This window comes from Chryseobacterium sp. 7, from assembly GCF_003663845.1.
Classification (GTDB): Bacteria; Bacteroidota; Bacteroidia; order Flavobacteriales; family Weeksellaceae; genus Chryseobacterium.
In genome coordinates, this window is the sequence record NZ_RCCA01000001.1 from 2,219,898 (window position 1) to 2,244,827 (window position 24,930).

Sequence of the window (24,930 nt, forward strand, 5' to 3'; positions counted from 1 at the left end):
ACCATCATGCATTTCAAGAATATATCACTATACAGCCTTGCTTTCATCCTTACTTTATCTTCATGTGCAGGAAAAAAAGAGGAAGAAAAAACGGTTTATGAAAACACCAAATTTTCTAAAAACGACAAAAACTCCGTTCATCTTACAGAAAAGCAGATCCAGTCTGTAGGATTAACAACAACAAGTATTCAGAACAGAAATATGGAAAAGCTAGTGAGATTGAACGGAAAAGCGGAAATCGCCCCGTCTCACATTAGTTTGGTTTCCAGTATTATGGGTGGACATATCAAGTCTATCAATGTCATTAATGGAAGCCATTTCAATAAGGGGCAGGTACTTGCGGTGGTAGAAGATCCGCAGTTTATCCAGCTGCAGCAGGATTATCTGGTAACAAAAGCGCAGCTTGAAGCAGCAAGACTGAATTTCAACCGTCAGAAAGATTTGAATACAAGCAAAGCCAGCAGCGATAAGACTATGCAGACTGCTCAGGCAGATTATTCTACTTTGAATGCCACTCTAAAAGGGTTGGAAGAAAAGCTGAGAATCATTGGAATTAATGCCAAAGGTCTGACTACCGGAAATATCCGAAGTAAGATCAATATTTATGCTCCGTTTACAGGTTTTGTAAGTAAAATTCTGGTGAATAACGGGCAGTATATCAACCCCGCAGATACTTTATTTGAACTCATCAATCCGGCTGGATTACTTTTAGAATTAAAAGTTTTTGAAAATGATATAAATGACGTAAAAGTCGGCCAGGAAATTTTGGTGTACAATAATCAAAACCCTGATGTCAAATCCAGTGCCAAAATTGTCAGTGTAGTTCCAAGTATTGAAAATGGAGGTTCCGCAACGGCAATCGCCAAATTATCTTCCGTAAATACTGAATTTGTAAAAGGAATGTATGTGAATGCCGAAGTAAATATCAGCAGCCGTTATACACAAGGGCTTCCTAATGAAGCGGTAGTATCGTTTGAAAACAAAAACTATGTTTTCGAAGACCTTGGAAAATCCAATTATAAAATGATTCCCATAGTAACCGGAATTTCAGATGACCAGTTTACAGAGGTATTAAAAGCTGATTTTTTAAAGGATAAGAAAATTGTACAGAAAGGAGCTTACAGTCTTCTGATGATGCTTAAAAACAAGGCAGAATAGTATTAAATAAATTCTATATCAATAAAAAATAAACGCAAAGTTATCACAGCTATGTATTATAAAGTAAAGAGAGCAAAGAGAGAATCAATTTTATCGATTCATTTAAGCAAATGTATAATCATAAAGCTTCTTCAGCGACAAAGTCGCACTCACAATAAGCATCTGAATCATTGTTACTTTGCGTTAATGAAAATAGAAACATGACATTTGACATGTTTTACATATTGACAAATACTATTTGATGCATAATTCATTTTAAAATAATATTTTTAAGAAGTGAATAGTTGTAAAGGATTTTTAGATGAATAATAAAAGAACTTTTATCAAAAACTTTATGACAAAAAAACCTTTGCACAATTTCCATATTCCGGTAATGGGTCTGGCTTACACAATAGACAGCCCTATTCGTGTTGCCCAATATGGAATTTCTTCTGTGATCTCCATTATTGATGATGAAATCCTGGAAAAAATGAAGAACTTTTACAACAAAAAGTTCAACCTTGACTATTTCGGAATTTCAACAAAAACAGAAGATTACAGAGCAAAAAGAGTCACCGCTTATCTGGATATGGTGGATGATATCGTGAATGAAAAATTTGAATCTTTCAAACAGGAAATCAGCAAAAATAAAGAAGCACTGAAGGACTTCATGGCCATGCTTCCGAATACTTCAGATCTTAAAAACAGTCTTCAAAATCTTGTCAATCAAAAAGATGAGTGGAGCTCCAATATCAAAAGCTTTATTGAATCCAATCTAAAACCGGGAAGCATCGATGTCAATATCATGACGAAAGTAGATAAAGACAACTACCAAAACAATGAACAGCTTCCTGTGATGTATAACGACGCCCATGCTTCTCTGCGTGGATTTGCCAAAAGTAAATTATCATCATCAATGGTTCTTTCCGCAGGCATGAATCCTCGCTTATATAGCTATATGGAAGAATTCGAAGACTTTTTTCCCGACGAAGAAGGAAAGATCAAAAAGAAAATCATCCTTAAAGTCAGTGATTTCCGTTCAGCCATGATCCAGGGAAATTTTCTGGCGAAAAAAGGATTGTGGGTATCAGAATACCGAATAGAATCCGGATTGAACTGTGGAGGCCATGCTTTTGCAACTGAAGGAATGCTTCTTGGGCCCATTATGGAAGAATTTAAGCAGAAAAAAAATGATCTGATTCAGTCTGCTCATGCCTTAATGACAGCTGCCTTAGAACAAAAAGGAAAACCCTCATTTTCTGAGCCTTTAGAAATGAAAATTACCGTTCAGGGTGGAGTAGGAACTTCTGAAGAACACGAATTTTTATTGGCCAATTACAATGTAGACAGTGTTGGATGGGGTTCACCGTTTTTGCTTGTACCGGAAGCAACTTCTGTAGATAAAGAAACCAGAAATCTTCTCTTACAATCAAAAGAACAGGACTTTTATCTGAGTAATATTTCGCCATTGGGAGTACCTTTCAATACCATAAAAGGAACATCCAACGAAATATTAAAGCATGAAAAAGAAGCTAAAGGAAAATATGGAAGTTCATGTCCCAAAAAACTTTTGGCATTAAGCAAAGAATTTTCTCAGGAAGGAACCTGTACCGCTTCCAGAAAGTATCAGGACATCAAACTGAAAGAGCTGTATGAAAACAAGCAAACCCTGACCGAGAAGGAATTCAATAAAAGAAAATCCGAAATTACCGATAAAGCCTGCCTGTGCGTAGGACTTGTGAATGCGGCATATCTGGAACAAAACCTTGAAATTAAAGGTGAAAAACAAGGTGTGGTAATATGTCCGGGACCTAATATTGCCTTTTTTGATAAAGAAGTTTCTCTTTCGGAAATGGTAAAACATATCTACGGAAATACCAATATTCTTTCTGATAACCAACGTCCGAATATGTTTATCAACGAATTGAAAATGTATGTAGATTATCTGAAAAAGGAAATTGCAGAATCTGCCACACAGATTACCCATTCGCAGACAAAAAAATGGAATGCTTTCAGGAAAAATGTACTTGAAGGGATAGAATACTATTATGAGCTTTTTAAAGTATCATCATTCTTCAGCAACGGTTTATCAAATATCAACCATCAGTTACAGGAATATAAATTTCAGCTTATCGCTATTGATATTCCGCAGGTTGAAAAATAACCGTATTTTTTAATTGATAGATAATAAAAACAGCTTTACATAGGCTGTTTTTATTTTTTTAAATTACTAAGAAACATATATATTTTTTTGTTGGAGAAACGCAAAGATGTACAGCTTTATATTACAATATATATTTTTTAAGCCCCAAGAACATTTCGACTTAGCTCAATGTGAGATTTTCAGCAAGAGATATGTTATAGGTATTTGCCGCAGATTAATGAGAAGATTATACAATTTTTTTATTGTTATCTGTTTAATTTTTGGTATTTGTGAGAGACATAAAATAAACAGTATTCAATTTTATCGGAGATAAAATCTGTGCGTCTTAAAGCAGTTAGCTTTTAATTTATTTGCGCCTTTGCAATTTTCCAACAAACTATTAATAATCAAAAAAAACAAGGAAACATCAGCATTTTCATTTATAATAACTATAGCCGGAATGGCTATTTTGAATATTCTCCGGACTTAATATTTCTTACCTTAGAGCTCACTAGTAAATTATTTTTATGGAAAAAAGAAAAATCAAAAACACCGATTTATCGATTGCGCCAATCAATTTCGGAGGAAATGTTTTTGGATGGACGCTGGACGAGAAACAGTCTTTTGATATACTGGACCGTTTTACAGAAGCGGGATTCAATTTTATAGATACTGCAGATACCTATTCATGGTGGGTAAATGGGAAAGGCGGACAATCTGAAGAGATTATCGGTAAGTGGATGAAAAGCAGATCTAACCGTAATGATATCGTTCTGGCAACCAAAGTAGGTTCAGAAACAAAAGAACATGGCTATGATATCAGCAAAAAGCATATCCTAAAATCTGTAGATGAGTCACTGCAAAGACTTCAGACGGATCATATTGATCTCTATTATACGCACTTTGATGATAATATTACTCCGGTGGAGGAAACCCTTTCGGCTTATGATGAAATCATTAAGGCTGGAAAAGTACGTTATATTGCGGCTTCCAACTTATCTCCGGAACGTTTGAAAGCTTCATTTGAAGCCGCCGAAAAGAATCATCTTCCTAAATACGTTGCTTTACAGCCTCATTATAATTTAATGGAAAGAGAGGGCTTTGAGCAAAATTATGCTCCTCTGGCAGAGCAGTTTGATTTAAGTGTATTTCCGTATTGGTCGCTGGCAGCAGGTTTCCTTACGGGTAAATACCGTGATGAAGCAGATTTTGCAAAAAGTGCGAGAGGTGAAGGGGTAAGAAAATATTTAAATCCAAAAGGACTTGAAGTATTAAAAGCGCTGGATCAGGTAAGTGCAAAACACAATACCACTCAGGGAACGGTTTCTCTGGCATGGCTGCTGTCCAATCCATTGATCACTGCGCCTATTGTAAGTGCTACCAGTGCATCACAGCTTGAAACGGTATTCAATGCACCAAAACTTATTTTGGATCAGGAAGATATTGCTCTGCTGAATAACGCGAGCAACTAATTTTTTCAACTTTCATTATAGATTAAAATTAAATCCGTTCATTGCTGAACGGATTTTTTTATCATTCGACGATGTTAACTACCCCGTCAAAAATTCTTTGAATTTTCGCCACCCCTCCAGAGGAGGGAAATTCAGGTTTTCGGTTGTTATATTCTGTTATTACTATTAATCGGAATATTCTTTCAGAAGCTGTCTGTAGCTCATTAATATTGAAGACTTTGAAATAAACCCGATAAAATCATTGTTATGACTTACTACCGGAAGATTCCATACTCCAGTATCATCAAAGGTCTGAAGAATATCCAAGGGCTTATTCTCCCTGTGAAGAATGGCTGGTGGGGCTTTCATAATCTGGGTAACCGTCTGAGAGATTTCCATCTCTTTGTTGAATAAATAAGGTCTTATATCATCCAAAGTAAGAACTCCTTTCAGTCTTCTGTTCTCATCCACAACAGCAAAAATATTTTTATCACCATTCTTTACCATTTCAAACAGTTCTGTAACAGAGGCATTTTCATTAATGGTCTGTGAATATTTATCAATAAAATCTTCGGTTCTTAATGCGAAAAGAAGGTTTTTATCATGTTTATTCGTGAATATTTTCCCTTCATCAGCTAAAGATTTTAGTTCCGGAGAAATAGGTGAGAACCATTTGGCAATAAGGTAAGATATGATGGAAGCAATCATTAAAGGAATAAACAAATCATATCCGAAACTTGATTCTGCAATCAGAAATATAGCTGTAAGCGGAGCATACAGTACACCGCTCATGGCACCTGCCATTCCTACCAGAACAAGATTAGTCACCGGAACATCTGTAAAACCAATGTGCTGGCAAACTAATGCAAACAAATATCCCAAAGTTCCTCCTGCAAAAAGGGAAGGGGCAAAGTTACCACCATTTCCACCACTGAATATGGTAAATGAAGTGGCAAATGCTTTTAAAAGCAATACCAGAATCAAAAATATGATAATGGTCCAGTCTCCGATTTCAAAATATCTGAAAAAACTGTTTTCAATAATAGAGTAGGTATTTCCGTTGGTAAAAGCTTTTACCGTTTCATATCCTTCCCCAAACAAAGGAGGAAAAAGAACACATAATAGAGAAAGGACAGCTCCTCCAAACATAGCTTTACGTATTCTCGACAGCTGAAGTCCTTTTATAAAATGTTCTACTTTTTGAGAAATAATCACAAAATAACGGGCATACAAGCCTGTAACAATTCCTAAAATAAGATAATAAGGAACATTCTTATAGTTAAATGGATCTCTGGTATAAAACCTAAAAAGTACATCTTCCTGCAACAAAATCCTCGACAAAAGACTTCCGCAAACCGCAGCTACAACCAATGGAATAAAATCTGTAAAAACTACTCCGGTTAAAAGAATTTCAAAGGCAAACATAATTCCTGCAATAGGAGCATTGAAAGCCGATGCAATCCCTGCTGTAGCTCCTGCAGCCAGCAATAAAGTACGTTCTTTATAGCTTAATCTATACGTCTGTGCATAGTTGGAACCAATAGCTGCTCCGGTAACTGCAATAGGACTTTCCAACCCTGCAGAACCTCCCAATCCTACAGTAACCGCACTTTGTATAACCTGAGAATACATTTTAACAGAGGCTACAATACTTGAATTCTGTGCAATTTCATATAAAATAGCTCCGATACCTTTACGATCCTGACCTTTAAATATTGTCAAAACAATCATTGTAGTCAGAACAATTCCTAAAAAAGGAAAAACAATATAAAATAATATCTGGTATTCAAAATGAACTTTATTGGTAATAAAATAATGAATATTATGTACCAGCGTTTTCAGGATGACTCCCGCAAGACCAGCCGTACAGCCTACCAGAATTCCGGAAAGAACAAGAAACTGATTTCTGCTCAGCCTGTTGTTCAGCCAATGCAGGATAAGCTCATAACTGCGTGCCTTTTCCAGTCCGTATTTTTGGAAATCTCTTTTAAATTTAAGGAAGCTCAGGTACTTTTTTTTGTTGTGAATTTTCACCTTGGAAATATTTTACACTATCATCAGATTGATACAGCACCGTAAATTTATGAAATATATCACAAAAAACCGCCTTTTGAACCTTTACACTTGTTCTATAGATTCTATTTTTGTAATTTATGTTTTAATTTAAAATTCAAAATTTCTTCTAAATTTGGTAATAGATTTATCGCATGAAAATTCTCATCGTTGAAGACGAAGCTGCGCTTGCTCAAAGTATTTCCGAATACCTTTCCGGAGAAAATTACCTCTGCGAAACGGCCAGTACATTCGGTGAAGCGATGAATAAGATAGAAACATTCGACTATGATTGTATTTTACTGGACATTATGCTTCCTGATGGAAATGGACTTGCCATACTGGAAGAATTAAAAAAACAGCAGAAACAGGACGGTGTAATTATTATTTCGGCCAAAAATGCCCTTGATGATAAAATTGAAGGACTAAAGCTAGGTGCAGACGATTATCTCACCAAGCCTTTTCATCTTTCTGAGCTTATGGCAAGGGTATATTCTATTATTCGGCGGAAACAGTTCAGCAGTTCCAATGTAGTAAAGCAGAATGAACTTCAGATTGATCTGTTAGCCAAAACGGTAGCTGTAAACGATGAAGTTATTTCGCTGACTAAGAAAGAATTTGATCTCCTCATTTATTTTATCGGAAACAAAAATAAAGTAATCTCTAAAAGTACGCTGGCGGAACATCTCTCCGGAGATTTTGCAGATATGCTTGACAATCATGATTTTGTATATGCCCATGTAAAAAACCTTAAGAAAAAGCTCTATGACGCGGGATGCGGCCATTATCTTAGAACAGTGTACGGAACGGGGTATAAGTGGGAAAGCTAGAGTAATTATGAATGATGAATTATAAATTATGAGTGAAAAGAAAAATGTGCTGAAAGATAAAAGTTTTAGTTTTGCAATTAGGATCATTAATCTTTATAAATATCTTTCAGCTAATAAGAATGAATATGTTCTGAGTAAACAATTATTAAGAAGTGGAACTGCAGTAGGAGCCTTAATAAGAGAATCACAGAATGCAGAAAGTAAAGCAGATTTTATTCATAAACTTTCTATCGCCCAAAAGGAGTGTGATGAATCTATTTACTGGATTGAGCTTTTGTTTCAGACAGATATTTATCATCCACAGAATATGAAAGTATCAATAATGAAGCTACAGAAATATTAAAAATAATCCGAAGCATCATCATTACAACAAAAAATAAATCATAAATCATAATTTATAATTCATAATTACTGTGAAGCCTCTACTTACCAAACCCACCAAACCCTTTCTTATCTACGTACTCATTGTACTGATGATCAGTATTCCTGTGTACTATTTTGTGGTGGATACGATCTGGAAAAGTGAACTGGATGAGCACAATCAGATTATTGTAGAGAAAACGGCTTATGAATTCAATCAGCTGCAGCTTTCGGAAGAAGCACTCGACAAAAGTCTTGAATTATGGAATCATATTCAGCCTGAAACCAATATTGAAAGAATTTCTCCCAGACAGGTAAAACGGGACAGTGTTTATACTTATGAAAGACATCTTCCTTTTATTTCAGAACAGAAAAAGGAACGTTACAGGTGTCTTGAAAAAGTAATTTATATTCATGGTAAGCCTTATCTGTTTACGATACAGACCAATATTGAGGAATCTCATGAAACTATAGCCGTAATTGCTATGATTACCATCTTCTTTTTTGTAATGATTGTGATTGGGCTTTTGTATCTTAACAGAAAGCTTTCTTCATCTATCTGGAAGCCATTCAGAAGTACATTAGATCAGCTTAAAACATTTAACCTTAACAGTCAGAATACTATAAAATTTCCGGTTTCTGACACTGCTGAATTTGAAGAACTTAATCAGTCACTGTACAGGCTTATAGAGCGTAATGTGTCTACTTATAAAACCCAGAAAGAGTTCACTGAAAATGCTTCCCACGAATTGCAGACTCCGCTGGCCATTATTAAAAACAAACTGGATCTTTTACTTCAGGATCAGAATCTTACCGAGAAGCAATACAGCATAGCAGAAGATATGAACAGGGCACTTACAAGAAGTTCACGTATCAATAAAAACCTTTTGCTGCTTGCTAAAATTGAAAACAATCAGTTCGACAGTTCGGAAATTATTTCGTTTGATCATTTGCTTCATCAAAGTATTGATATTCTCGGAGAACACTTCGAGCAAAAAAATATTTCCGTTACAGAACAAATTTCAAATGGAGTACAGGTAAGCGGAAACAATATTCTGGCAGAAATATTAATCAACAATCTTATCATCAATACCATTCGGCATACGGCTGTCGGAGGCAGTATTTCTATACAGCTTACTAATTCTGTTTTTGAAATTTCCAATTCAGGGGCTGAAAAGCTGAATACGGATTTATTATTCAAAAGATTTTCAAAACTTTCAACAGATAACAGCGGAAGCGGGCTTGGACTGTCTATTATTCAGGAAATATGCAGGTTTCATCATTGGACAATCAGTTACAGGTTTGAGAATCAACAGCATATTTTCTCTGTTAAATTATAGTTAAAAAAATTCCTGCTTCCGGCAATTCTAAATTTCTTCTAAATCGGATTGCACCTTTGTATTGAAAACATACTGAGGTATAAATTTTATTTAGAAATGATTTTAAAAACATTCCTTTTATGGGCAGGAAAAGATCTTTATCTGCCAAATCGCCACTACTTGTGGAAGCAACGCCGGTTTCATTCCGATTCCCGTTGGAAAAATTCGGCTGCACGAATCAATGATTTTTTTTCTCCAGATACAGATACTTGTAATTCTCCGGTATCATTTATTCAATATAAATTAAATCGGAATGAGAACAGCAAATAAAGTTGCAGCCGTGACTCTTCTTTTTTGGCTGATGAAAATTGTAGCCACTACACTGGGAGAAACTTTAGGTGATTTTATTTCTATGACACTTAATCTCGGATATGTTGTAGGAATTCTTGTTACCCTGCTGTTTTTTATAATTATTCTAACGGTACAGCTCCGTTCGAAAAGATATATTCCGGCAATTTACTGGATGGTAATTATAGGAACTACAACCTTAGGAACGGAAATCTCTGACTGCATCGACAGAACACTGAAAACCGGATACCTTACCGGCAGTTTAATTTTACTTTCCGGTCTTTTACTTTCTTTGTTTTTATGGTATAAGAAGTACAGTAACCTTGAGGTATATCCCATTTTTGAAAGGAATAAAGAACTGTATTACTGGACTGCCATCTTATTTTCCAACAGTCTGGGAACTGCTTTTGGAGATTTTCTGAGTGATAATTTAGGACTCAGCTATATGACCGGAGCTTTGATTACCGGACTGATTATTCTGATCGTTGTAGTGCTTCATTATGTCACCAAGATCAATCATGTTTTGCTGTTCTGGATTGCTTTTGTTTTTACCAGACCATTTGGTGCCACATTCGGAGATCTTTTAACAAAACCTTTAGCTAAAGGAGGTCTTGATCTGGGAACCCTGAATGCTTCTCTGATATCTCTTGCTCTGATGGTATTGATGATTATTGTTTCACAAAGAAAAAACAACCGGGAATTACCCTTTCAAAACGAATAATTCGACATCTGTTATAACGAAAATGATTTTAAAGAAAATAAAAACCAGAAGAATAAATAAAACAGCCCTGTTATTTTTTCCAGCCTGTATGATGGTTTCTTCTCTTGTTTCTGCACAGACAGCTTCTGTGACAGCTTCAGGAAGGATCACAGGTATACACAAAACGGCATTGCCTTATGCTCATATTATTTTAAAAAAAGAAAAAGACAGCACTTTTACAGCCGGAACCATTACCCATGAAGACGGCAGATTTTCTCTTACCGGAATACAACCAGATCATTATCTTCTGGAAACCTCACTCACAGGATATCGTACACAGATACAACCTGTTTTTATAGGAAGCCTTTCAGAATTTCTGGAAATTCCCACTATTGAACTAAGCCAGGAACAGGAAACTGAGAACAAAATAGAAGCAGTTACCATTACAGCTTCCAAAAAGAATGAAATAGACAGCCGTCTGGATAAGAAAACTTATTCTGTAGCTGATAACATCAGCCAAAGTGGTGGCTCTGTATTACAAAGCATGCAGAATCTTCCCGGAATTACCGTACAGGATGGCAAAGTACAACTCAGAGGGAATGATAAAGTAACAGTGTTGATTGATGGTAAACAAACTGCTCTCACCGGTTTTGGAAGCCAGACCGGACTGGACAATATTCCTGCTTCCGCGATTGATAAAATTGAGATCATCAACAATCCTTCCTCAAAATATGATGCCAACGGAAATGCCGGAATCATCAATATTATCATGAAAAAAAATAAACAGAACGGCTGGAACGGAAAAGCTGGGTTTACCACAGGTTTAGGCTCACTTTGGGTAAGAAAGGAAAATCTGCCTACGATAAGACCGCAGTATACGTTTACGCCTAAAATTAATCCTTCACTGTCTGTCAATTACAGAAGAAATAAGGTTAATATATTCTTACAGGCAGATAATCTTTATACGGAAACCCTTAACAAGAATGAATTTGTAACCCGTACTTATGATGACGGAACAGTGATCAATTCACAGCTGAAAAGAAACAGAAACACCAATTTCTTTACCACCAAAGCCGGAATAGACTGGAATATTGATCCTCAGAATACCTTAACCATTTCAGGAATGTATGGAAGTGAAAAAATTATTGACAGGGGAGAGCAACCGTTTTTCAATGGAGACAGGTCTCAGCGCCTGCGTCTGTGGCGGTTTCTGGAGGATGAACTGAAAACAACTGTGATGGGAACAGCTTCTTATCAGCATAAATTCAAAGAAGCAGGGCATATACTGAATGTGGGATTCAATTATACGTTCCATAGAGAGGATGAAAAATATTTCTATGATAATTATCTCCCTTCTTCTACAGGAACTGATGCCTTTAAGCTATTATCTGACGAACAGGTGTACGATTTCAATGTAGATTACGTAAAACCTTTGAAATACGGACGAATAGAAACGGGAATTAAGCTGAGAAACAGAAGCATTCCTACCAATATGAATTTCATTCCGGGGGCTAATTCTGTTTTGGATGTTTCTGCGGGTGGGAAGGCAGATTATAAAGAATTTATTCCTGCCGTATATGGAAATTATGTTTTTGAAAATGAGAAATGGGAAGCAGAATTGGGACTCAGATTAGAATATGTGAAAATTCAGTATGATGTCAATCCAAACCATCCAACCTACAAAAGTGACGGGTACAATTATACCCAGCCATTCCCGAATTTCAGGCTTGCTTACAAACTTGATGACCGTAATAAGTTCTCTATCTTCTACAACAGAAGGGTAGACCGCCCCAATGAAGTGGATATCAGAATTTTTCCAAAATATGATGATGCAGAGATCATTAAGGTAGGAAATCCGGCATTGCGCCCTCAGTTTACAAACTCTATTGAACTAGGATATAAGCACAATTGGGATAGCGGATATTTATATTCTGCATTGTACCATCGTTTTGCCAATGGAACCATCACCAGAATTTCCAGTATTGTTCCGGGCAGCACACTTATTTATGCTGTTTTTCAAAATGCAGGGAAAAGCTATAATACAGGACTTGAAACAATATGGAACCAAAACATATCAGATGTTTATTCCCTGAATGTTAACGGAAATATATACCGTAACCAGATTGATGCATTTACTGTACAAAATCTGTATCCTCAGCCTAATACATTCTCTGCAGATCTGCAGACCGCTATTTCAGGGAATGTTAAAATGAACAACGTTTTTCATTTCTCAAAAGGACTGGATATGCAGTTTACATTGGTATATCTGGCTCCGGATATTATTCCTCAGGGAAGAATACAGTCAAGGTTTTCAATGGATGCAGGGATAAAAAAAGCAATTCAGAAAGGGAAGGGGGAAGTCTTTTTTAACGCTTCGGATCTGCTCAACACCATGGTAATCAAGAAGTCTGTACAGGGTAACGGATTTGCCTACACCAGCAATGATTATTATGAAACCCAAGTAATCAGATTGGGATACAGCTATAAATTTTAATATAAAATCGGATAATTTTAAATGTGATTTAGAATGAAAAAACAATTTCAAAAAACACTGGTGTATGTAATGATTTTGAGTTCAGCTTTAAGCCGGATCAATGCTCAGAATACCAATGATACGATAAATGTTCAAAAGTCTGTACAGGATACTATTACCACAACGGAAATTCCAAAAACCACTCTGAATTATAAGAGTTTCATCATTCCTACCGCATTTATTGCCTACGGAGTGGCAGGTCTTTCCATCAAGAATCTGAAACAGCTCAATCTCTCCACTAAGGATGAAATCAACGAGCATCAGCCTAAAAAAATACAGCTGGATAATTATACCCAATACGCTCCGGCAGTAATGGTATATGGGTTTAATGCAATGGGAATAAAAGGAAAACATAATCTGAGAGACCGCACCATCATTTACGCTTCCTCACAGTTGATTGCCGCTGCCTTTACCATGCCTTTAAAGTATCTGGTAAAAGAAGAAAGACCGGACGGATCCAATACTTTATCTTTTCCTTCGGGACATGCTGCCACTGCATTTTCTTCAGCACAGTTTATGTTCCGGGAATATAAAGACACCAATTTCTGGCTCAGTATCTCCGGATATCCGTTTGCTGTTTTCACCGGAGTATACAGAATGCTGAATGATAAACACTGGCTGGGAGACGTGGTAGCAGGAGCCGGATTTGGAATTCTTTCTACAGAGCTGGCTTATTGGCTGTTTCCCAAAATTGATAATTTATTACGAGGTAAGAATAAAGTTAAAACATCACTTTCATCCACCATGGTAATGCCTTTTTATCAGAATAAAATTGTGGGAATAGGCTTGGTAAAAACCTTTTAAAACAAATTCTTCATTATATTTAGTAAAGCATCATTTCTCCTTAAATGGTGCTTTTTTCTTACACCACTTTGGCTTTACGGATTATTTTTGCCAGCATATCCGGAAAGAACCTCTTCAGATACACAGCCATAACTTCTTTACCGCCTATGGCCTTTTGTCTTTTCTGTTTCTCAATAGCGTACAGCATCTTTTTTGCGAAAATATCGACAGGCATTCCATTTTTGTGGCATCATCCATTGTACCCTGTAGTGAACCGTCTCCGGTAACAGCATTAATAGAAATATCAGTCTGGATAAAGCCTGGACAAATAATAGTAATTTTAATATTCTGACTGAATAATTCTGCCCGCAATGCGTCAAAAAAACCATGTAATGCATGCTTTGCACCGGCATATCCGCTTCTCATTGGAGCTCCGAAAATGCCCATAAGGCTGGACACAACAGCAATTTGCCCTCCTTTATTTCTGATCATATAGGGCAGAACTGCTTTTGTAAGAGCTACTGTTCCGATATAATCAATATCAATGAGCTGTTTATCTACTTCAATATCGGTTTCCATGGCTAGTGAACGTTGTGACAATCCGGCATTATTAATCAGAATATCAATCTTTCCGAATTGTTCTGATGCTTTTGCTGCAATGGCAGGCATTTCTTTATAATTTTTAAGATCTAAAGGAATTACCGCATACCGATCTTTATTCAAACCAGCTTTCTCAGCTACCCAATGAAGCTGTTCTTCTTTTCTGGATGAAAGGATGATTTTTGCATTGCTGCTTTTTGTTAGCTCTTTTACCAAAGCTTCTCCAATGCCTGACGATGCTCCCGTGATCCAAATGACTTTATGATCAAAATAACGGTTCATATTTAATAGTTTTTAATTTTAAAGTCCGGCAATGTATTTTCCGGCCTTCATTCCAGAAAAGATACAGCCTCCTAAAAATGTTCCTTCCAGAGCTCTGTAGCCATGCATTCCGCCGCCGCCAAAGCCCGCCGCTTCTCCGGCAGCATACAATCCTTCAATGATGCTGTCATCCTCTCTCAGTACCTGGCCATTCAGATTGGTTTTTATTCCACCCAGTGTTTTACGCGTCAAAATATTAAGACGCACGGCAATTAAGGGTCCGTTTTCAGGGTCTAAAATCTTATGGGGAGATGCAACACGCCCTAATTTATCTCCTAAATAATTTCTTGTATTTCTGATGTAATTAACCTGAGTGTCTTTCGAAAACTTATTGTCTAGTTCGCGGTCCCTGGCTTCAATCTGAGATTTTATCTTTTCATATTTCAACAGGTTATTTCCTGCCAGTTCATTCATTCTTTTAACCAGATCTTCCAGGTTATCTGATACAATAAAGTCTTTTCCGTGTTCTTTGAAAGCTTCTACAGGTTCGGGAGCTTTTTTGCCAAACATCCTTTTCAGAAAAAGCCCATAATCTTTATTCGTAATATCCGGATTCTGTTCCGAGCCTGAAAGTGCAAATTCTTTTTTGATAATTTTCTGGGTAAGAATAAACCATGAATAAGAAAATCCGGTTTCCTGAATATATTGCAAGGTTCCCAACGTATCAAATCCCGGAAGAAAAGGAGCGGGGAGGCGTTCACCTTTTGCATCAAACCATAATGATGAAGGCCCAGGCAATATGCGGATTCCATGGTTTGGCCAGATAGGATTCCAGTTTTGCAGCCCTTCCGTATAATGCCACATTCTGTCCGGATTAATGATATGAGCGCCTGAATTCTCTGCAATACCAATCATTTTGCCATCTACATAAGCAGGAACACCGCAAACCATATTTTCAGGGGCTTTTCCCAGTCTTTCCGGCCAGTTTTTTCTTACCAGTTCATGATTGGCACCAATTCCTCCGGAAGCGATGATGATATTCGGAGCTGTATATTCAAAAGTGGAAATTACATTTCTGTTTGTCTCAGCACCTCTTTCCTTAGTATCATTCTCCAGAATATCTCCTTTAAGCCCTTTTATCTTTCCGTTTTCTGTAATAATTTCTGTTACCCGATGCCTGAATTTCATCTGAAGCAGTCCTTTTTCCTGGGCTTTGTAAGCTTTTTCCACAAAAGGTTTTACAACTCCCGTACCTGTTCCCCAGCTTACATGAAAGCGTGGTACGGAATTCCCATGACCTGTTGCAGAACCATCACCACGTTCTGCCCAGCCTACCATAAACATCAGCTTAATTCCCAGTTTTGAAATATATTCATATTTTTCACCGGCTGCGAATTTCAGGTAAGCTTCTGCCCATTGGCGAGGCCAATAATCTTCCGGACGGTCAAAACCAGCTGTTCCTTTCCAATCCTGCAGTGCCAGTTCATAAGAATCTTTGATTCCCACTCTTCTTTGCTGGGGTGAATTGATCAGAAACAGACCTCCGAATGACCAGAATGCCTGCCCGCCAATATTCTGTTCCGTTTCCTGATCCAAAAGAAGTACTTTTTTCCCGGTATTGGTAATTTCCATCGCAGCGGTAAGCCCTGCCAGTCCGGTTCCGATGATAATCGCATCAGGCTGGAATTGATCTCCCATTTTTCAAGGTATTTTTTTGTTGATGATACTTGATATAAATGTATTAAATATTTAAATGAAGCCATTAAAAAAAATCTTAATACTTTTATTCTTTAATATAAAATAAAGAAATGAAAGAAAACCATACTTATCAAGCGTTTGCTGTTTTAAAGGATGGAACAAGACATCTTATTGAAGCCGAATCCATTATTATACAGCTTGAAGAAGAAATAGAAATTTCACTTGTTCCTCCTCATCCTGTTTTTCAGGGTAAACTGACGCTTGCTACCGGATCTGCCATCCTAGGACGGGAAAATGAAAGAGACGGAGGAACTCAACTTATTATAGAACCCGGTGCTTCTAATGTAATTCATATTACTCCTAAAAGGTTTTAAATTCTATACAATATCTTTAACAGAGCCACTTGTCTATAGGCACACTCTGCAAAACATTTCTATCTTTGTGAAAAATAGAAGAATGAAGTATTTGCTTATCATTGCATGTTTTGTCTGCTCGGTGTTCAGCCAGGCACAGCAAAAACAAGATCCATGGAAAGACAGCCAGCTGATGGATCCCGCGTTACTGGCTTCCAGAATTGAAAAACATAAAACAAAAGATCTGGTGATCATTTCAGTAGGTCCTGAAGCGATCATCAAAGGTTCTGTTGACATTGGGCCAACGCATGAGCCTGAAAACCTGGAAAACCTGAGAAACTATCTTAAAGATATTCCGAAGAACAGAGAAATTGTGATTTACTGCGGATGCTGTCCTTTTGTAAAGTGCCCCAATATACGTCCTGCATTTGCATTGCTGATGGAAATGGGTTTCAAAAATGCAAAGCTTTTAAATCTTCCGAAAAATATCAAAACAGACTGGTTAGATAAAGATTATCCTACAAATGATTAGTATGAAGACGTGTTTTACCCTACTATTATTAATGCTCTTTTCAGGGTACAGTATTGCTCAAAACAAAATAGAAGTAGGAAAAAAAGCGCCTGAAATTACCATGACTAAAGCAGATGGAACTTCATTTTCTCTTTCCACATTAAAAGGGAAACTGGTTCTGATTGATTTCTGGGCAACGTGGTGCGCTCCATGCGTGGAAGAGCAGCCTCAATTGAAAACAATGTATGATACCTATTCGGAACAGGTAAAAAATAATCAGTTTGAAATACTGAGTATTTCTTTAGATAAGAATAAAGAAAGCTGGCAGAAAGCGATTGGCAGATTTAATATCAACTGGATACAGATCAGTGATTTAAAATTCTGGAAAAGCCCTGTAGCAAAGCTTTACGAAGTTGATGAACTGCCTTTTAATGTTATTATTGACGGAGAGGGAACAATTTTAGCTAAAAATCTTCATGGAAAAGAACTTGAAGATTTTATTAAGAAAAGTCTTGTACAGAAATAAAACTGACAAATTCTGTAATTACAATATGAAAAGGAGTGGTAAGTTATTTTACCACTCTTTTTTTCGTTGAAAAGAAGTATTTGTGTATTAGAATCTTGTGTTCAAAATAATTTAAGAGCATCATTGTGCCAGCAGGTCAATGATTATGAGGGAATAAATCATTTGACGTGTATTAACCATTTTGTTTTTAAATTCTAAATAGTGAGTCTTACGGTTGATAGTATTTTTTGCATATTATATTATTTTGGTGTTTGGTCATTGACTAATTGTAAATATAATAATTTATTTTAAGTAAATCACTAATTAATGATTTATTAAAATAAAATTTATAAAAAATAATATTGGCTTAAAATACTGTTCATGCTTAATAAAATACGAAGACAACAATATAAATGAGTAGTTTATTATTTGAATGTTGAATACTGTTTTAGCTTATTATCTTAAGCCATTTTTATTTTAGAATAATTTAAGACCAACGATTCCCACTAGAATCAGTAAAGCAGACAATAATCTTAAAATGCTTGCAGAGTCTTGGAAAAAGAGAATTCCTGCCAGCAAAGTTCCTACGGCACCTATTCCCGTCCAGACCGCATAAGCTGTTCCGATCGGGATGCTTTTCTGGGCATACCAAAGAAATCCACCACTTATCATCATGCATAAGACAGAGAACATAATCCAGCTCCATTTATTATTTTCCGGCTGTTGAGATAGCTTAAGTCCTAAGGGCCATCCAATTTCAAAAATTCCTGCGATAATTAATGCAAACCAGTTCATACCATTTATTTTAGAGATGTTCAATCGTCCTTTCTAATAGGATATAACATCTCAATTACTGCTGTAAAATTAGCTTTCCTTATTCCGGTTTAATACAATAAACTGAGTGACACGGTAAAAAACAGGGGTAAAACGTCTTATAAACACTACGAAACGTTTGTTATTTTAGAATTAAATCTTAGAATGAAATTCATTAATATTAGTATCTTTAAAAGATTAAATAGGGAAGTCTTTACCTTATAAATATTCAGTCCAATATGCTAACAGATATTATTAAGCCTCATCTCAACGTTATTTTTTGTGGAATCAATCCCGGTTTAAAATCATCTAATGACGGTCATCATTTTTCCGGAAGGAGCAACCGTTTTTGGAAAGTACTTCATCAGTCAGGTTTTACACCGTATGAAATAGAAGCGGTACATGATACATCTCTTCTGGATTTCGGATATGGGCTGACGACTGCTGTGGCAAGAGCGACTTCCCGCGCAGACGAGCTTTCTAAGGAAGAATTTGATGAATCTCTTGAAAGTTTTAAATTAAAAATAACAACATTTCAACCGAAATATATTGCTTTTCTCGGCAAAGCGGCTTACAAGGCTTTTTCTAAAAAGAAAGAAATTCTTTGGGGCGAACAGTCTGAAGAATTCTGTGGAGCAAAAGTATGGGTTTTACCTAATACCAGTGGTTTGAATCGTGGATTTTCTCTTGACAGTCTGGTTATGCATTATAAAGAGTTTTATCATACTGCTCATGAGTCCTGATCTTTATTATTTATTGGGCTTGCTCACATATTTGTTTCCTTTTACAAAAAAACGCCATGGTAAAAGTGCATCTTCCTGTGCATAAGCAACACCAATACGAGGTCCTGAAATAATTTGATCCGGAGTATAAGAAATTCCATGATCTTCAATCCAGATTTCATCTCCGTTCAGGTCTTTTTTGTTAAATGACTTATCTATTCCCAACGCTTTGGATGCTGAGCCCGGTCCCACAGAAATAGCAGCTTTTGAAACGGGCATATTTCTTCTTAATTCCATGATTTCTTTACCGATTAAAGGTTCAACAGCTCTCACCAAAACGGCATGCGGATCATCTTGCAGGGAAGTCACCACATTGAAAAGATGATGGATTCCATAGCACAAATACACATAAGAAATTCCACCTTGGCTGTATAACGTTTCTGTGCGGTCTGTACGTCTGCCTCCATAAGCATGGGAAGCTTTATCCTTAACACCAAAGTAAGCTTCTGTTTCTACAATGATTCCGGCTGTTATTTCACCATTGATTTCTGTAAAAAGGACTTTTCCCAAAAGATCCTGAGCCAGAAAAAGAACATCCTGGCTGAAATAATAGGAGGGTGGTAGTTTCATGAATGGTTTTAGAAATTATTCACTCAAATTTAGTGATAATCTTATAAAAACAAAAGCTATTGGCAGTGAAGCAGACAAAAGATACCACAAAAAATAACATTTCCTAAATCAGTGAGTAATTTGGCACATCCATTGTTACTTTCTTGATAACATCATTTTACACCACTATAAAAATTTATAGGTTTTGACACTTATTTTTCCCTGGAGCAGTCCGGGGAATTTTTGTTAGAGTCTAAAATGGTTTTAATAATTAAAAATAAAAAGTCCCACATTGCTGTGAGACTTTCATTATTTATCTTGCTCCCGGAGGGCAGTGTTCTTTTAAATACTTCGTAAACAAAGTTGTCAGATGCAGAGATGTTCCTTCTCCTTCATTAATAGCGTGGGTACGGTTAGGATAAGACATTAGCTGAAACTGTTTGTTGTATTTTACCAACTCATTGATGTATACTTCTGTATTCTGATAATGTACATTGTCATCACCTGTTCCATGAACCAATAGAAGGTTTCCTTTTAAGTTTTTAGCATAAGATAACGGTGAACCCTTAACAAAATCTTCTCTATTTTCCTGCGGAAGTCCCATATAACGCTCCTGATAGATATTATCATAGAACAACTGATTGGCAACTGGTGCAATAGCGATACCCGTTTGGTAAATATCAGGATATTGTCCTAAAAGGTTCAGGGTAGAAGAGCCTCCACCGCTCCAGCCCCATACAGCAACTCTTGAAGTATCCACATATGGCCATTTTGCGAATAGGGCTTTGGCTCCCATGGCCTGATCACGGATATTCATCTGGCCTATTTTTCGGTAGACAGATTTTCTCCATTCACGCCCTCTTGGAGCAGGTGTTCCACGATTTTCGAGAGAAACATATAAATAGCCGTCTTCCGCCATATCCCCGGCATATAACCAATTCCAACCTGTATAAAATTCGTCTGTTACTGTTTGCATAGCGGGTTCTCCATACACTGTAAAAACGATAGGATATTTTTTATTGGGATCAAAATTTTTAGGCTTTACCACCCAGCCATCTAATGTAACACCATCCTGTGTTGTAATTTGAAAAAATTCAGTTTTAGACTTAGAAGGATCAGCTTTTGCAGATCTTTTGGCAGCTACAAGCTCTTTATGTTCAGGAAGTGACACCACTGCATCTGCGGAAAATGCATTGATACTGCTATTGGTGAACATGGCAATCTTTCCATTAGGAGAAATAGTATATTCGTTGGATCCTTTATAGGCTTCCGGGGTCACTTTTTGAGCATTTCCTCCTTTCATACTTACTTTATAAAGGTATTTCTGAGTGGCGTTATTGGGGGAAGCTAAAAAGAAAATCTGTTTATTCTGAACATCAAAAAACTCTGGCTTAATCACATCGAAGGCATCTTTTGTAATCAATGTTTCCTTACCGTTCATATCTATTTTATAAATATGTCTCCATCCGTCTTTCTCAGAAAGCCATAAGAATTCTTTACCATTGTCAATCCAGTCCCAACCCTTTGGATCGTTGTCGTTCCAGCGTGATTTTATATCAATCCATGCAGCATCGGTTTCTGTATAAATGGCCTTACTGCTTCCTGAATTGGCATCTGCGACAATAATTTTACTTTGATTCTGTTTTCTGTTCAATTGCTGCAGAATAACGGATTTGGAATCCAGCGCCCATTCCATTCTTGGAATATAGTTTTGCATTTCATCACCCGCAATATCAGCTTTTTTTGAAGATTTAGAGACAAGATCATAAAACCAGATACTGCATCCGGAAGGGTTTTCTCCTACTTTTGGGTATTCTACCGGAATGGTAAAAGAATACAGGCTGTCTGTATTATTGATCATCAGGAAGTTTTTCGTCCCTCGTGCATCCAGTTTCCAGTAAGCGATTTTACTGCCATCAGGAGACCATCTGAATCCATCCTGAGTTCCGAATTCTTCTTCATATACCCAGTCAAAAGTACCGTTAATCATTCCGTCTGTTCCATCTGTAGTAATCTTAGTCTGTTGATTGTTAGCAAGATCCTCAATATAGATATTATGTTTGGACACATAAGCCACTTTTTTACCGTCCGGTGAATACTTTGCAAACATCAGTGATGAAGCTGGTAAGCCTTTTCCAAGCTGGGTAAGTTTTTTGGTGTTTTTGTCAAAAATCCAGTAATCTCCACGGGTATTGTCTCTCCATACTTTTTTGGTATTGGCAAAAAGCAGTAAGCTTTTATCATCAGGAGATACCTGAAAACTCTGTACCTGCAATGCTTCAGCACTTCCGGCAGGGATCAGTTCACTGCTGCTTAGGAGCGTCTGATCTTTTCCGGGATGGAGTACATCTACAATTTCAACTCCTTTTTCAGTAACGGAATAGTATGCATTGCCATCTGGAGTCCATTGTGTCTTTTGCGCGGCAAGGGGCGACAGACATAGGATGTACAACGCAATAATTGTTAGTTTTTTTATTTTCTTCATAGGTATTATTTCAATTAAGCTAAATGTTCAGCTCTGTAATTTTCAATGTCTTCAACGGTTTTAATCAAACCGTTGCCAAGGAGTCTGTAGCCTCCATCCGTGATCAGGAAATCATCTTCTACACGAATCCCTCCGAAGTTTCGGTATTCATTTACTTTATCATAATTGATAAAGTCTGCATTTTTATTTTCAGCCTGCCACATATCAATCAAATCAGGAATCATATAAATACCAGGTTCAACTGTTACTACAAATCCAGATTCCAGTTCTTTTCCTAAACGTAATGATTTCAGACCAAATGTTTTAGTATCTTTTGGTTCGGCTTCAGTATAGCCAATATATTGTTCTCCAAGATCTTCCATATCATGTACATCAAGCCCCATCATATGCCCCAATCCGCACTGGAAAAACAGGGTATGAGCATGGTTTTTCACAGCTTCTTCAGGATTTCCTTTCATCAGCCCAAGATCAATAAGACCTTCTACCAGATGCTGAGCTGCTTTCAAATGAATATCTTTGAATCGTACTCCGGGTCTCAGAAGACTCTGAGCATTATTAAAAGTATTCAGAACTACTTCATACATTTCCTTTTGCTTTGTGGTAAAAGTCTTACTCACAGGAAATGTTCTGGTAAGATCCCCGGCATATCCCATTGAAGTTTCCGCTCCGGAATCATTCAGAAACAGATCTCCTTCTTTCATGGTATTGAGACGGTAATGATTATGAAGAATACCGCCGTTTATGGTTACAATAGGAGGATAAGACATCTGGCATTCTTTATTACCCGCAAGATGCTGAATTGCATTGGCAATTTCATATTCTTTCATTCCAGGTTTCGCCGCAAGCATTGCCAACAGATGCATTTCATTGGATACATTTACTGCCTGTTCTATCTGAACGATTTCCTGAGGTTCTTTAATGGAACGTTGTTTTACAATTGCTTTGATCATTTCTACAGAAGGTTGTAATTCTGCAATCTTAATCCCAAAAAGATCTGCCAGTAAAATTTTATTAGAAGACTGATACGGAGGAAGATAATGCACTTTTCTACCTGAAGACAATGCTTTTATGATGTATTGAGAAAGTTCCGCATAAGGAAGCGTTTCCTGTACACCGGATTTCAGACTTTTTTCTTTCAGAGTTTCCTGTCTGCCCATCCAAACAATATCATCAATACTCAGTTCATCTCCGAAAACGACAGTCTTATTTTCATCAATATCAATAATGGCTGCAATACGGGGTTCCTGGATTCCGAAATAGTATAAATAAGTACTGTCCTGACGGAAATAATAAGGATTGTGCTCAAAGTTCACCGGATTCTCTATATTTCCCAAAAATAACAGAATGCCATTTTCTACATTGGTTTGTAACACGGCTCGTCTATCCTGGTAGGTGGTTGCTGAAAACATATGATGAATAGTTTTTTATTTAGAGGTTTAATGTATGATTTGTATCGTTGAAAGACTTCTTTGTTACAATAAAGTTTAGATTTTTATGATAGGTTCTTAGTTTATTTATGTAATTTTATCGTATTGGCAAATTTCATTATAAAATTTCAATGTACTATAAAAACGACACCATCATTATCCGCGAATTTACTCCGGAAGAATTCCCTTTATTTTTTCATCTTTTTGAAAATGAAAATGTAACACGATATCTTCCTTACAAAACCCCTGAAGAATACAGGGAGATGTTTGACAAAGCATTGACAGATTATAAGAATGGATCATTCAGCAGGTGGGGAATATTTAATGCTGAAAACCATGATTTTGTAGGAATGTGTCTTGCCAGAGTTTTTCTTGACAACCCGGAACAAATAGAAATAGGGTATACCTTAGGAGAAAATTACTGGGGAAAAGGTCTTGGAACCGAAGTATGTAAAGCTCTTGTTGAATACTGTTCCTCTCCTAATCACCAAAAAGATATTGTTGCGGTAACCGATCTTGATAATATAGGATCTCAAAAAGTACTTCTGAAAAGCGGCTTCAACAGAACTGAAAATCTTGTACGAGAAGAAAGAGAACTGGCTTATTTTATTTTACAGAATGAACAAACTCCAAGATAGGTTCTCCCACAGATTTTGCAGATTCTCACAGATGTTTTTCACCTATTTCCCCTGATTTTTAAACTTTAGTGAACTTCTCAGCAGCTTTATTCTCACTTAAAATTAACTTAAATATTTTTTCTTTAAATCTTTTGTGACTTTTGTGGTTGAGGTATAATCAGGCTTCTACGTAAAACATTTCATTTATACAATAAATTATCATAACTTGCAGAGATTATGATGTCGAAACGTTGCAAATATGCGCTTAAAGCAATGGTCAGATTAGCAAGGAATTATAACCAGGGCTTTCTGCCAACCTCCGTTATTGCACAAGACGAGAACATCCCCAAGAAATTTCTGGAACAAATTCTTCTCGAACTTAAAAGAGCCAAACTTGTCAATAGTAAACAAGGTAAGGTAGGAGGGTATTACCTTCTAAAATCACCTGATGAGGTCTCATTAGCAGATATTTACCGTATTTTCGATGGTCCTATTGCGCTTACACCATGCGTTTCTTTAAACTTTTACGAAGCCTGTGACGATTGTGTAGATGAAGCAGTCTGTTATCTGAGAAAAGAGTTAATGATCGTTCGTGAAAAGACCAGAACAAGCATGATGGAAGCCACTCTGACTAAGTTTATCAATAACAAATAAAATTTTTTTTATTTAAATT

General features: G+C 36.7%; 20 protein-coding genes and 2 pseudogenes. 15 read left to right on the forward strand and 7 right to left on the reverse strand.

All coding sequences use genetic code 11. The features are described 5' to 3' along the window. Positions 1-6: 6 nt before the first annotated feature. The 3 genes from CLU97_RS10205 (at position 7) to CLU97_RS10215 (ending at position 4,752) form a co-directional block, all read left to right on the forward strand. Positions 7-1,158: an efflux RND transporter periplasmic adaptor subunit gene (locus tag CLU97_RS10205; protein ID WP_121487833.1), complete on the forward strand. Its 1,152-nt coding sequence runs from the start codon at positions 7-9 to the stop codon at positions 1,156-1,158. 334 nt (positions 1,159-1,492) lie between these two features. Next, positions 1,493-3,301, forward strand: a complete 1,809-nt coding sequence (locus CLU97_RS10210; protein WP_121489701.1) for a hypothetical protein — start codon at positions 1,493-1,495, stop codon at positions 3,299-3,301. Between the two features lie 506 nt (positions 3,302-3,807). Continuing rightward, the gene (locus CLU97_RS10215; protein ID WP_121487834.1) at positions 3,808-4,752 is read left to right on the forward strand and encodes an aldo/keto reductase; all 945 of its coding nucleotides are present in this window, start codon (positions 3,808-3,810) and stop codon (positions 4,750-4,752) included. Between the two features lie 165 nt (positions 4,753-4,917). On the opposite strand, the gene CLU97_RS10220 is transcribed toward CLU97_RS10215, so the two are convergent. Further along, positions 4,918-6,765 (reverse strand): chloride channel protein, encoded by a 1,848-nt coding sequence (locus CLU97_RS10220; protein ID WP_121487835.1) that lies wholly within the window; start codon positions 6,763-6,765, stop codon positions 4,918-4,920. A gap of 173 nt (positions 6,766-6,938) precedes the next feature. On the opposite strand from CLU97_RS10220, the gene CLU97_RS10225 reads away from it, so the two are divergent. The 6 genes and pseudogenes from CLU97_RS10225 (at position 6,939) to CLU97_RS10255 (ending at position 13,677) form a co-directional block, all read left to right on the forward strand. Next, positions 6,939-7,613, forward strand: a complete 675-nt coding sequence (locus CLU97_RS10225; protein WP_121487836.1) for a response regulator transcription factor — start codon at positions 6,939-6,941, stop codon at positions 7,611-7,613. A gap of 28 nt (positions 7,614-7,641) precedes the next feature. Further along, positions 7,642-8,000 (forward strand): annotated as a pseudogene (locus CLU97_RS10230) (four helix bundle protein). Between the two features lie 26 nt (positions 8,001-8,026). Next, positions 8,027-9,313 (forward strand): sensor histidine kinase, encoded by a 1,287-nt coding sequence (locus tag CLU97_RS10235; RefSeq protein WP_121487837.1) that lies wholly within the window; start codon positions 8,027-8,029, stop codon positions 9,311-9,313. A gap of 292 nt (positions 9,314-9,605) precedes the next feature. Further along, positions 9,606-10,361 carry a hypothetical protein gene (locus CLU97_RS10245; RefSeq protein WP_121487839.1) on the forward strand — a complete coding sequence of 252 codons (756 nt, stop codon included), beginning with the start codon at positions 9,606-9,608 and terminating at the stop codon, positions 10,359-10,361. A 22-nt stretch (positions 10,362-10,383) separates the two neighbouring features. Continuing rightward, positions 10,384-12,834 (forward strand): TonB-dependent receptor, encoded by a 2,451-nt coding sequence (locus CLU97_RS10250; RefSeq protein ID WP_317125979.1) that lies wholly within the window; start codon positions 10,384-10,386, stop codon positions 12,832-12,834. A gap of 33 nt (positions 12,835-12,867) precedes the next feature. Further along, on the forward strand, positions 12,868-13,677 hold the full coding sequence (locus CLU97_RS10255; RefSeq protein WP_121487840.1) for a phosphatase PAP2 family protein: 810 nt from the start codon (positions 12,868-12,870) through the stop codon (positions 13,675-13,677). Positions 13,678-13,735: 58 nt separating this feature from the next. Here the strand turns inward: CLU97_RS10255 and CLU97_RS10260 are convergent. Then, positions 13,736-14,538: pseudogene (locus CLU97_RS10260) on the reverse strand (SDR family oxidoreductase). Positions 14,539-14,556: 18 nt separating this feature from the next. Further along, positions 14,557-16,215, reverse strand: coding sequence for an FAD-binding dehydrogenase (locus CLU97_RS10265; protein ID WP_121487841.1), 1,659 nt, complete (start codon positions 16,213-16,215; stop codon positions 14,557-14,559). A gap of 110 nt (positions 16,216-16,325) precedes the next feature. Here CLU97_RS10265 and CLU97_RS10270 point away from each other — a divergent pair, with 110 nt between their 5' ends. From CLU97_RS10270 to CLU97_RS10280, 3 genes are all read left to right on the forward strand, one after another. Continuing rightward, complete coding sequence (locus CLU97_RS10270; protein WP_121487842.1) at positions 16,326-16,589, forward strand: hypothetical protein; 264 nt, start codon at positions 16,326-16,328, stop codon at positions 16,587-16,589. Between the two features lie 82 nt (positions 16,590-16,671). Next, the gene (locus CLU97_RS10275; RefSeq protein ID WP_121487843.1) at positions 16,672-17,100 is read left to right on the forward strand and encodes a rhodanese-like domain-containing protein; all 429 of its coding nucleotides are present in this window, start codon (positions 16,672-16,674) and stop codon (positions 17,098-17,100) included. 1 nt (position 17,101) lies between these two features. Next, positions 17,102-17,605 (forward strand): TlpA family protein disulfide reductase, encoded by a 504-nt coding sequence (locus CLU97_RS10280; RefSeq protein WP_228437632.1) that lies wholly within the window; start codon positions 17,102-17,104, stop codon positions 17,603-17,605. 456 nt (positions 17,606-18,061) lie between these two features. Here the strand turns inward: CLU97_RS10280 and CLU97_RS10285 are convergent, their stop codons facing one another. Further along, on the reverse strand, positions 18,062-18,379 hold the full coding sequence (locus CLU97_RS10285; RefSeq protein WP_121487845.1) for a DMT family transporter: 318 nt from the start codon (positions 18,377-18,379) through the stop codon (positions 18,062-18,064). A 257-nt stretch (positions 18,380-18,636) separates the two neighbouring features. On the opposite strand from CLU97_RS10285, the gene mug reads away from it, so the two are divergent. After that, positions 18,637-19,140, forward strand: a complete 504-nt coding sequence (mug, locus tag CLU97_RS10290; protein WP_121487846.1) for a G/U mismatch-specific DNA glycosylase — start codon at positions 18,637-18,639, stop codon at positions 19,138-19,140. Positions 19,141-19,146: 6 nt separating this feature from the next. Here mug and CLU97_RS10295 read toward each other — a convergent pair whose 3' ends face one another. The 3 genes from CLU97_RS10295 to CLU97_RS10305 form a co-directional block, all read right to left on the reverse strand. Continuing rightward, on the reverse strand, positions 19,147-19,749 hold the full coding sequence (locus CLU97_RS10295; RefSeq protein ID WP_121487847.1) for a DNA-3-methyladenine glycosylase: 603 nt from the start codon (positions 19,747-19,749) through the stop codon (positions 19,147-19,149). Positions 19,750-20,041: 292 nt separating this feature from the next. After that, entirely contained in the window at positions 20,042-22,213 is a 2,172-nt protein-coding gene (locus tag CLU97_RS10300) for a S9 family peptidase (protein WP_121487848.1), read from the reverse strand. A gap of 14 nt (positions 22,214-22,227) precedes the next feature. Further along, complete coding sequence (locus CLU97_RS10305) at positions 22,228-23,622, reverse strand: aminopeptidase P family protein (RefSeq protein ID WP_121487849.1); 1,395 nt, start codon at positions 23,620-23,622, stop codon at positions 22,228-22,230. Positions 23,623-23,771: 149 nt separating this feature from the next. Here CLU97_RS10305 and CLU97_RS10310 point away from each other — a divergent pair, with 149 nt between their 5' ends. Next, entirely contained in the window at positions 23,772-24,278 is a 507-nt protein-coding gene (locus CLU97_RS10310) for a GNAT family N-acetyltransferase (protein ID WP_121487850.1), read from the forward strand. 216 nt (positions 24,279-24,494) lie between these two features. Further along, positions 24,495-24,911 carry an RrF2 family transcriptional regulator gene (locus CLU97_RS10315; RefSeq protein WP_027372388.1) on the forward strand — a complete coding sequence of 139 codons (417 nt, stop codon included), beginning with the start codon at positions 24,495-24,497 and terminating at the stop codon, positions 24,909-24,911. Positions 24,912-24,930: the final 19 nt, after the last annotated feature.

Coding starts and splice junctions, on each gene's coding strand:
- mug (WP_121487846.1), top strand. CDS start 18,637: ATGCTAACAGATATTATTAAGCCTCATCTCAACGTTATTTTTTGTGGA.
- CLU97_RS10280 (WP_228437632.1), top strand. CDS start 17,102: ATGAAGACGTGTTTTACCCTACTATTATTAATGCTCTTTTCAGGGTAC.
- CLU97_RS10300 (WP_121487848.1), bottom strand. CDS start 22,213: ATGAAGAAAATAAAAAAACTAACAATTATTGCGTTGTACATCCTATGT.
- CLU97_RS10255 (WP_121487840.1), top strand. CDS start 12,868: ATGAAAAAACAATTTCAAAAAACACTGGTGTATGTAATGATTTTGAGT.
- CLU97_RS10295 (WP_121487847.1), bottom strand. CDS start 19,749: ATGAAACTACCACCCTCCTATTATTTCAGCCAGGATGTTCTTTTTCTG.
- CLU97_RS10315 (WP_027372388.1), top strand. CDS start 24,495: ATGATGTCGAAACGTTGCAAATATGCGCTTAAAGCAATGGTCAGATTA.
- CLU97_RS10275 (WP_121487843.1), top strand. CDS start 16,672: ATGAAGTATTTGCTTATCATTGCATGTTTTGTCTGCTCGGTGTTCAGC.
- CLU97_RS10245 (WP_121487839.1), top strand. CDS start 9,606: ATGAGAACAGCAAATAAAGTTGCAGCCGTGACTCTTCTTTTTTGGCTG.
- CLU97_RS10270 (WP_121487842.1), top strand. CDS start 16,326: ATGAAAGAAAACCATACTTATCAAGCGTTTGCTGTTTTAAAGGATGGA.
- CLU97_RS10250 (WP_317125979.1), top strand. CDS start 10,384: ATGATTTTAAAGAAAATAAAAACCAGAAGAATAAATAAAACAGCCCTG.
- CLU97_RS10210 (WP_121489701.1), top strand. CDS start 1,493: ATGACAAAAAAACCTTTGCACAATTTCCATATTCCGGTAATGGGTCTG.
- CLU97_RS10265 (WP_121487841.1), bottom strand. CDS start 16,215: ATGGGAGATCAATTCCAGCCTGATGCGATTATCATCGGAACCGGACTG.
- CLU97_RS10310 (WP_121487850.1), top strand. CDS start 23,772: ATGTACTATAAAAACGACACCATCATTATCCGCGAATTTACTCCGGAA.
- CLU97_RS10285 (WP_121487845.1), bottom strand. CDS start 18,379: ATGAACTGGTTTGCATTAATTATCGCAGGAATTTTTGAAATTGGATGG.
- CLU97_RS10305 (WP_121487849.1), bottom strand. CDS start 23,622: ATGTTTTCAGCAACCACCTACCAGGATAGACGAGCCGTGTTACAAACC.
- CLU97_RS10205 (WP_121487833.1), top strand. CDS start 7: ATGCATTTCAAGAATATATCACTATACAGCCTTGCTTTCATCCTTACT.
- CLU97_RS10225 (WP_121487836.1), top strand. CDS start 6,939: ATGAAAATTCTCATCGTTGAAGACGAAGCTGCGCTTGCTCAAAGTATT.
- CLU97_RS10215 (WP_121487834.1), top strand. CDS start 3,808: ATGGAAAAAAGAAAAATCAAAAACACCGATTTATCGATTGCGCCAATC.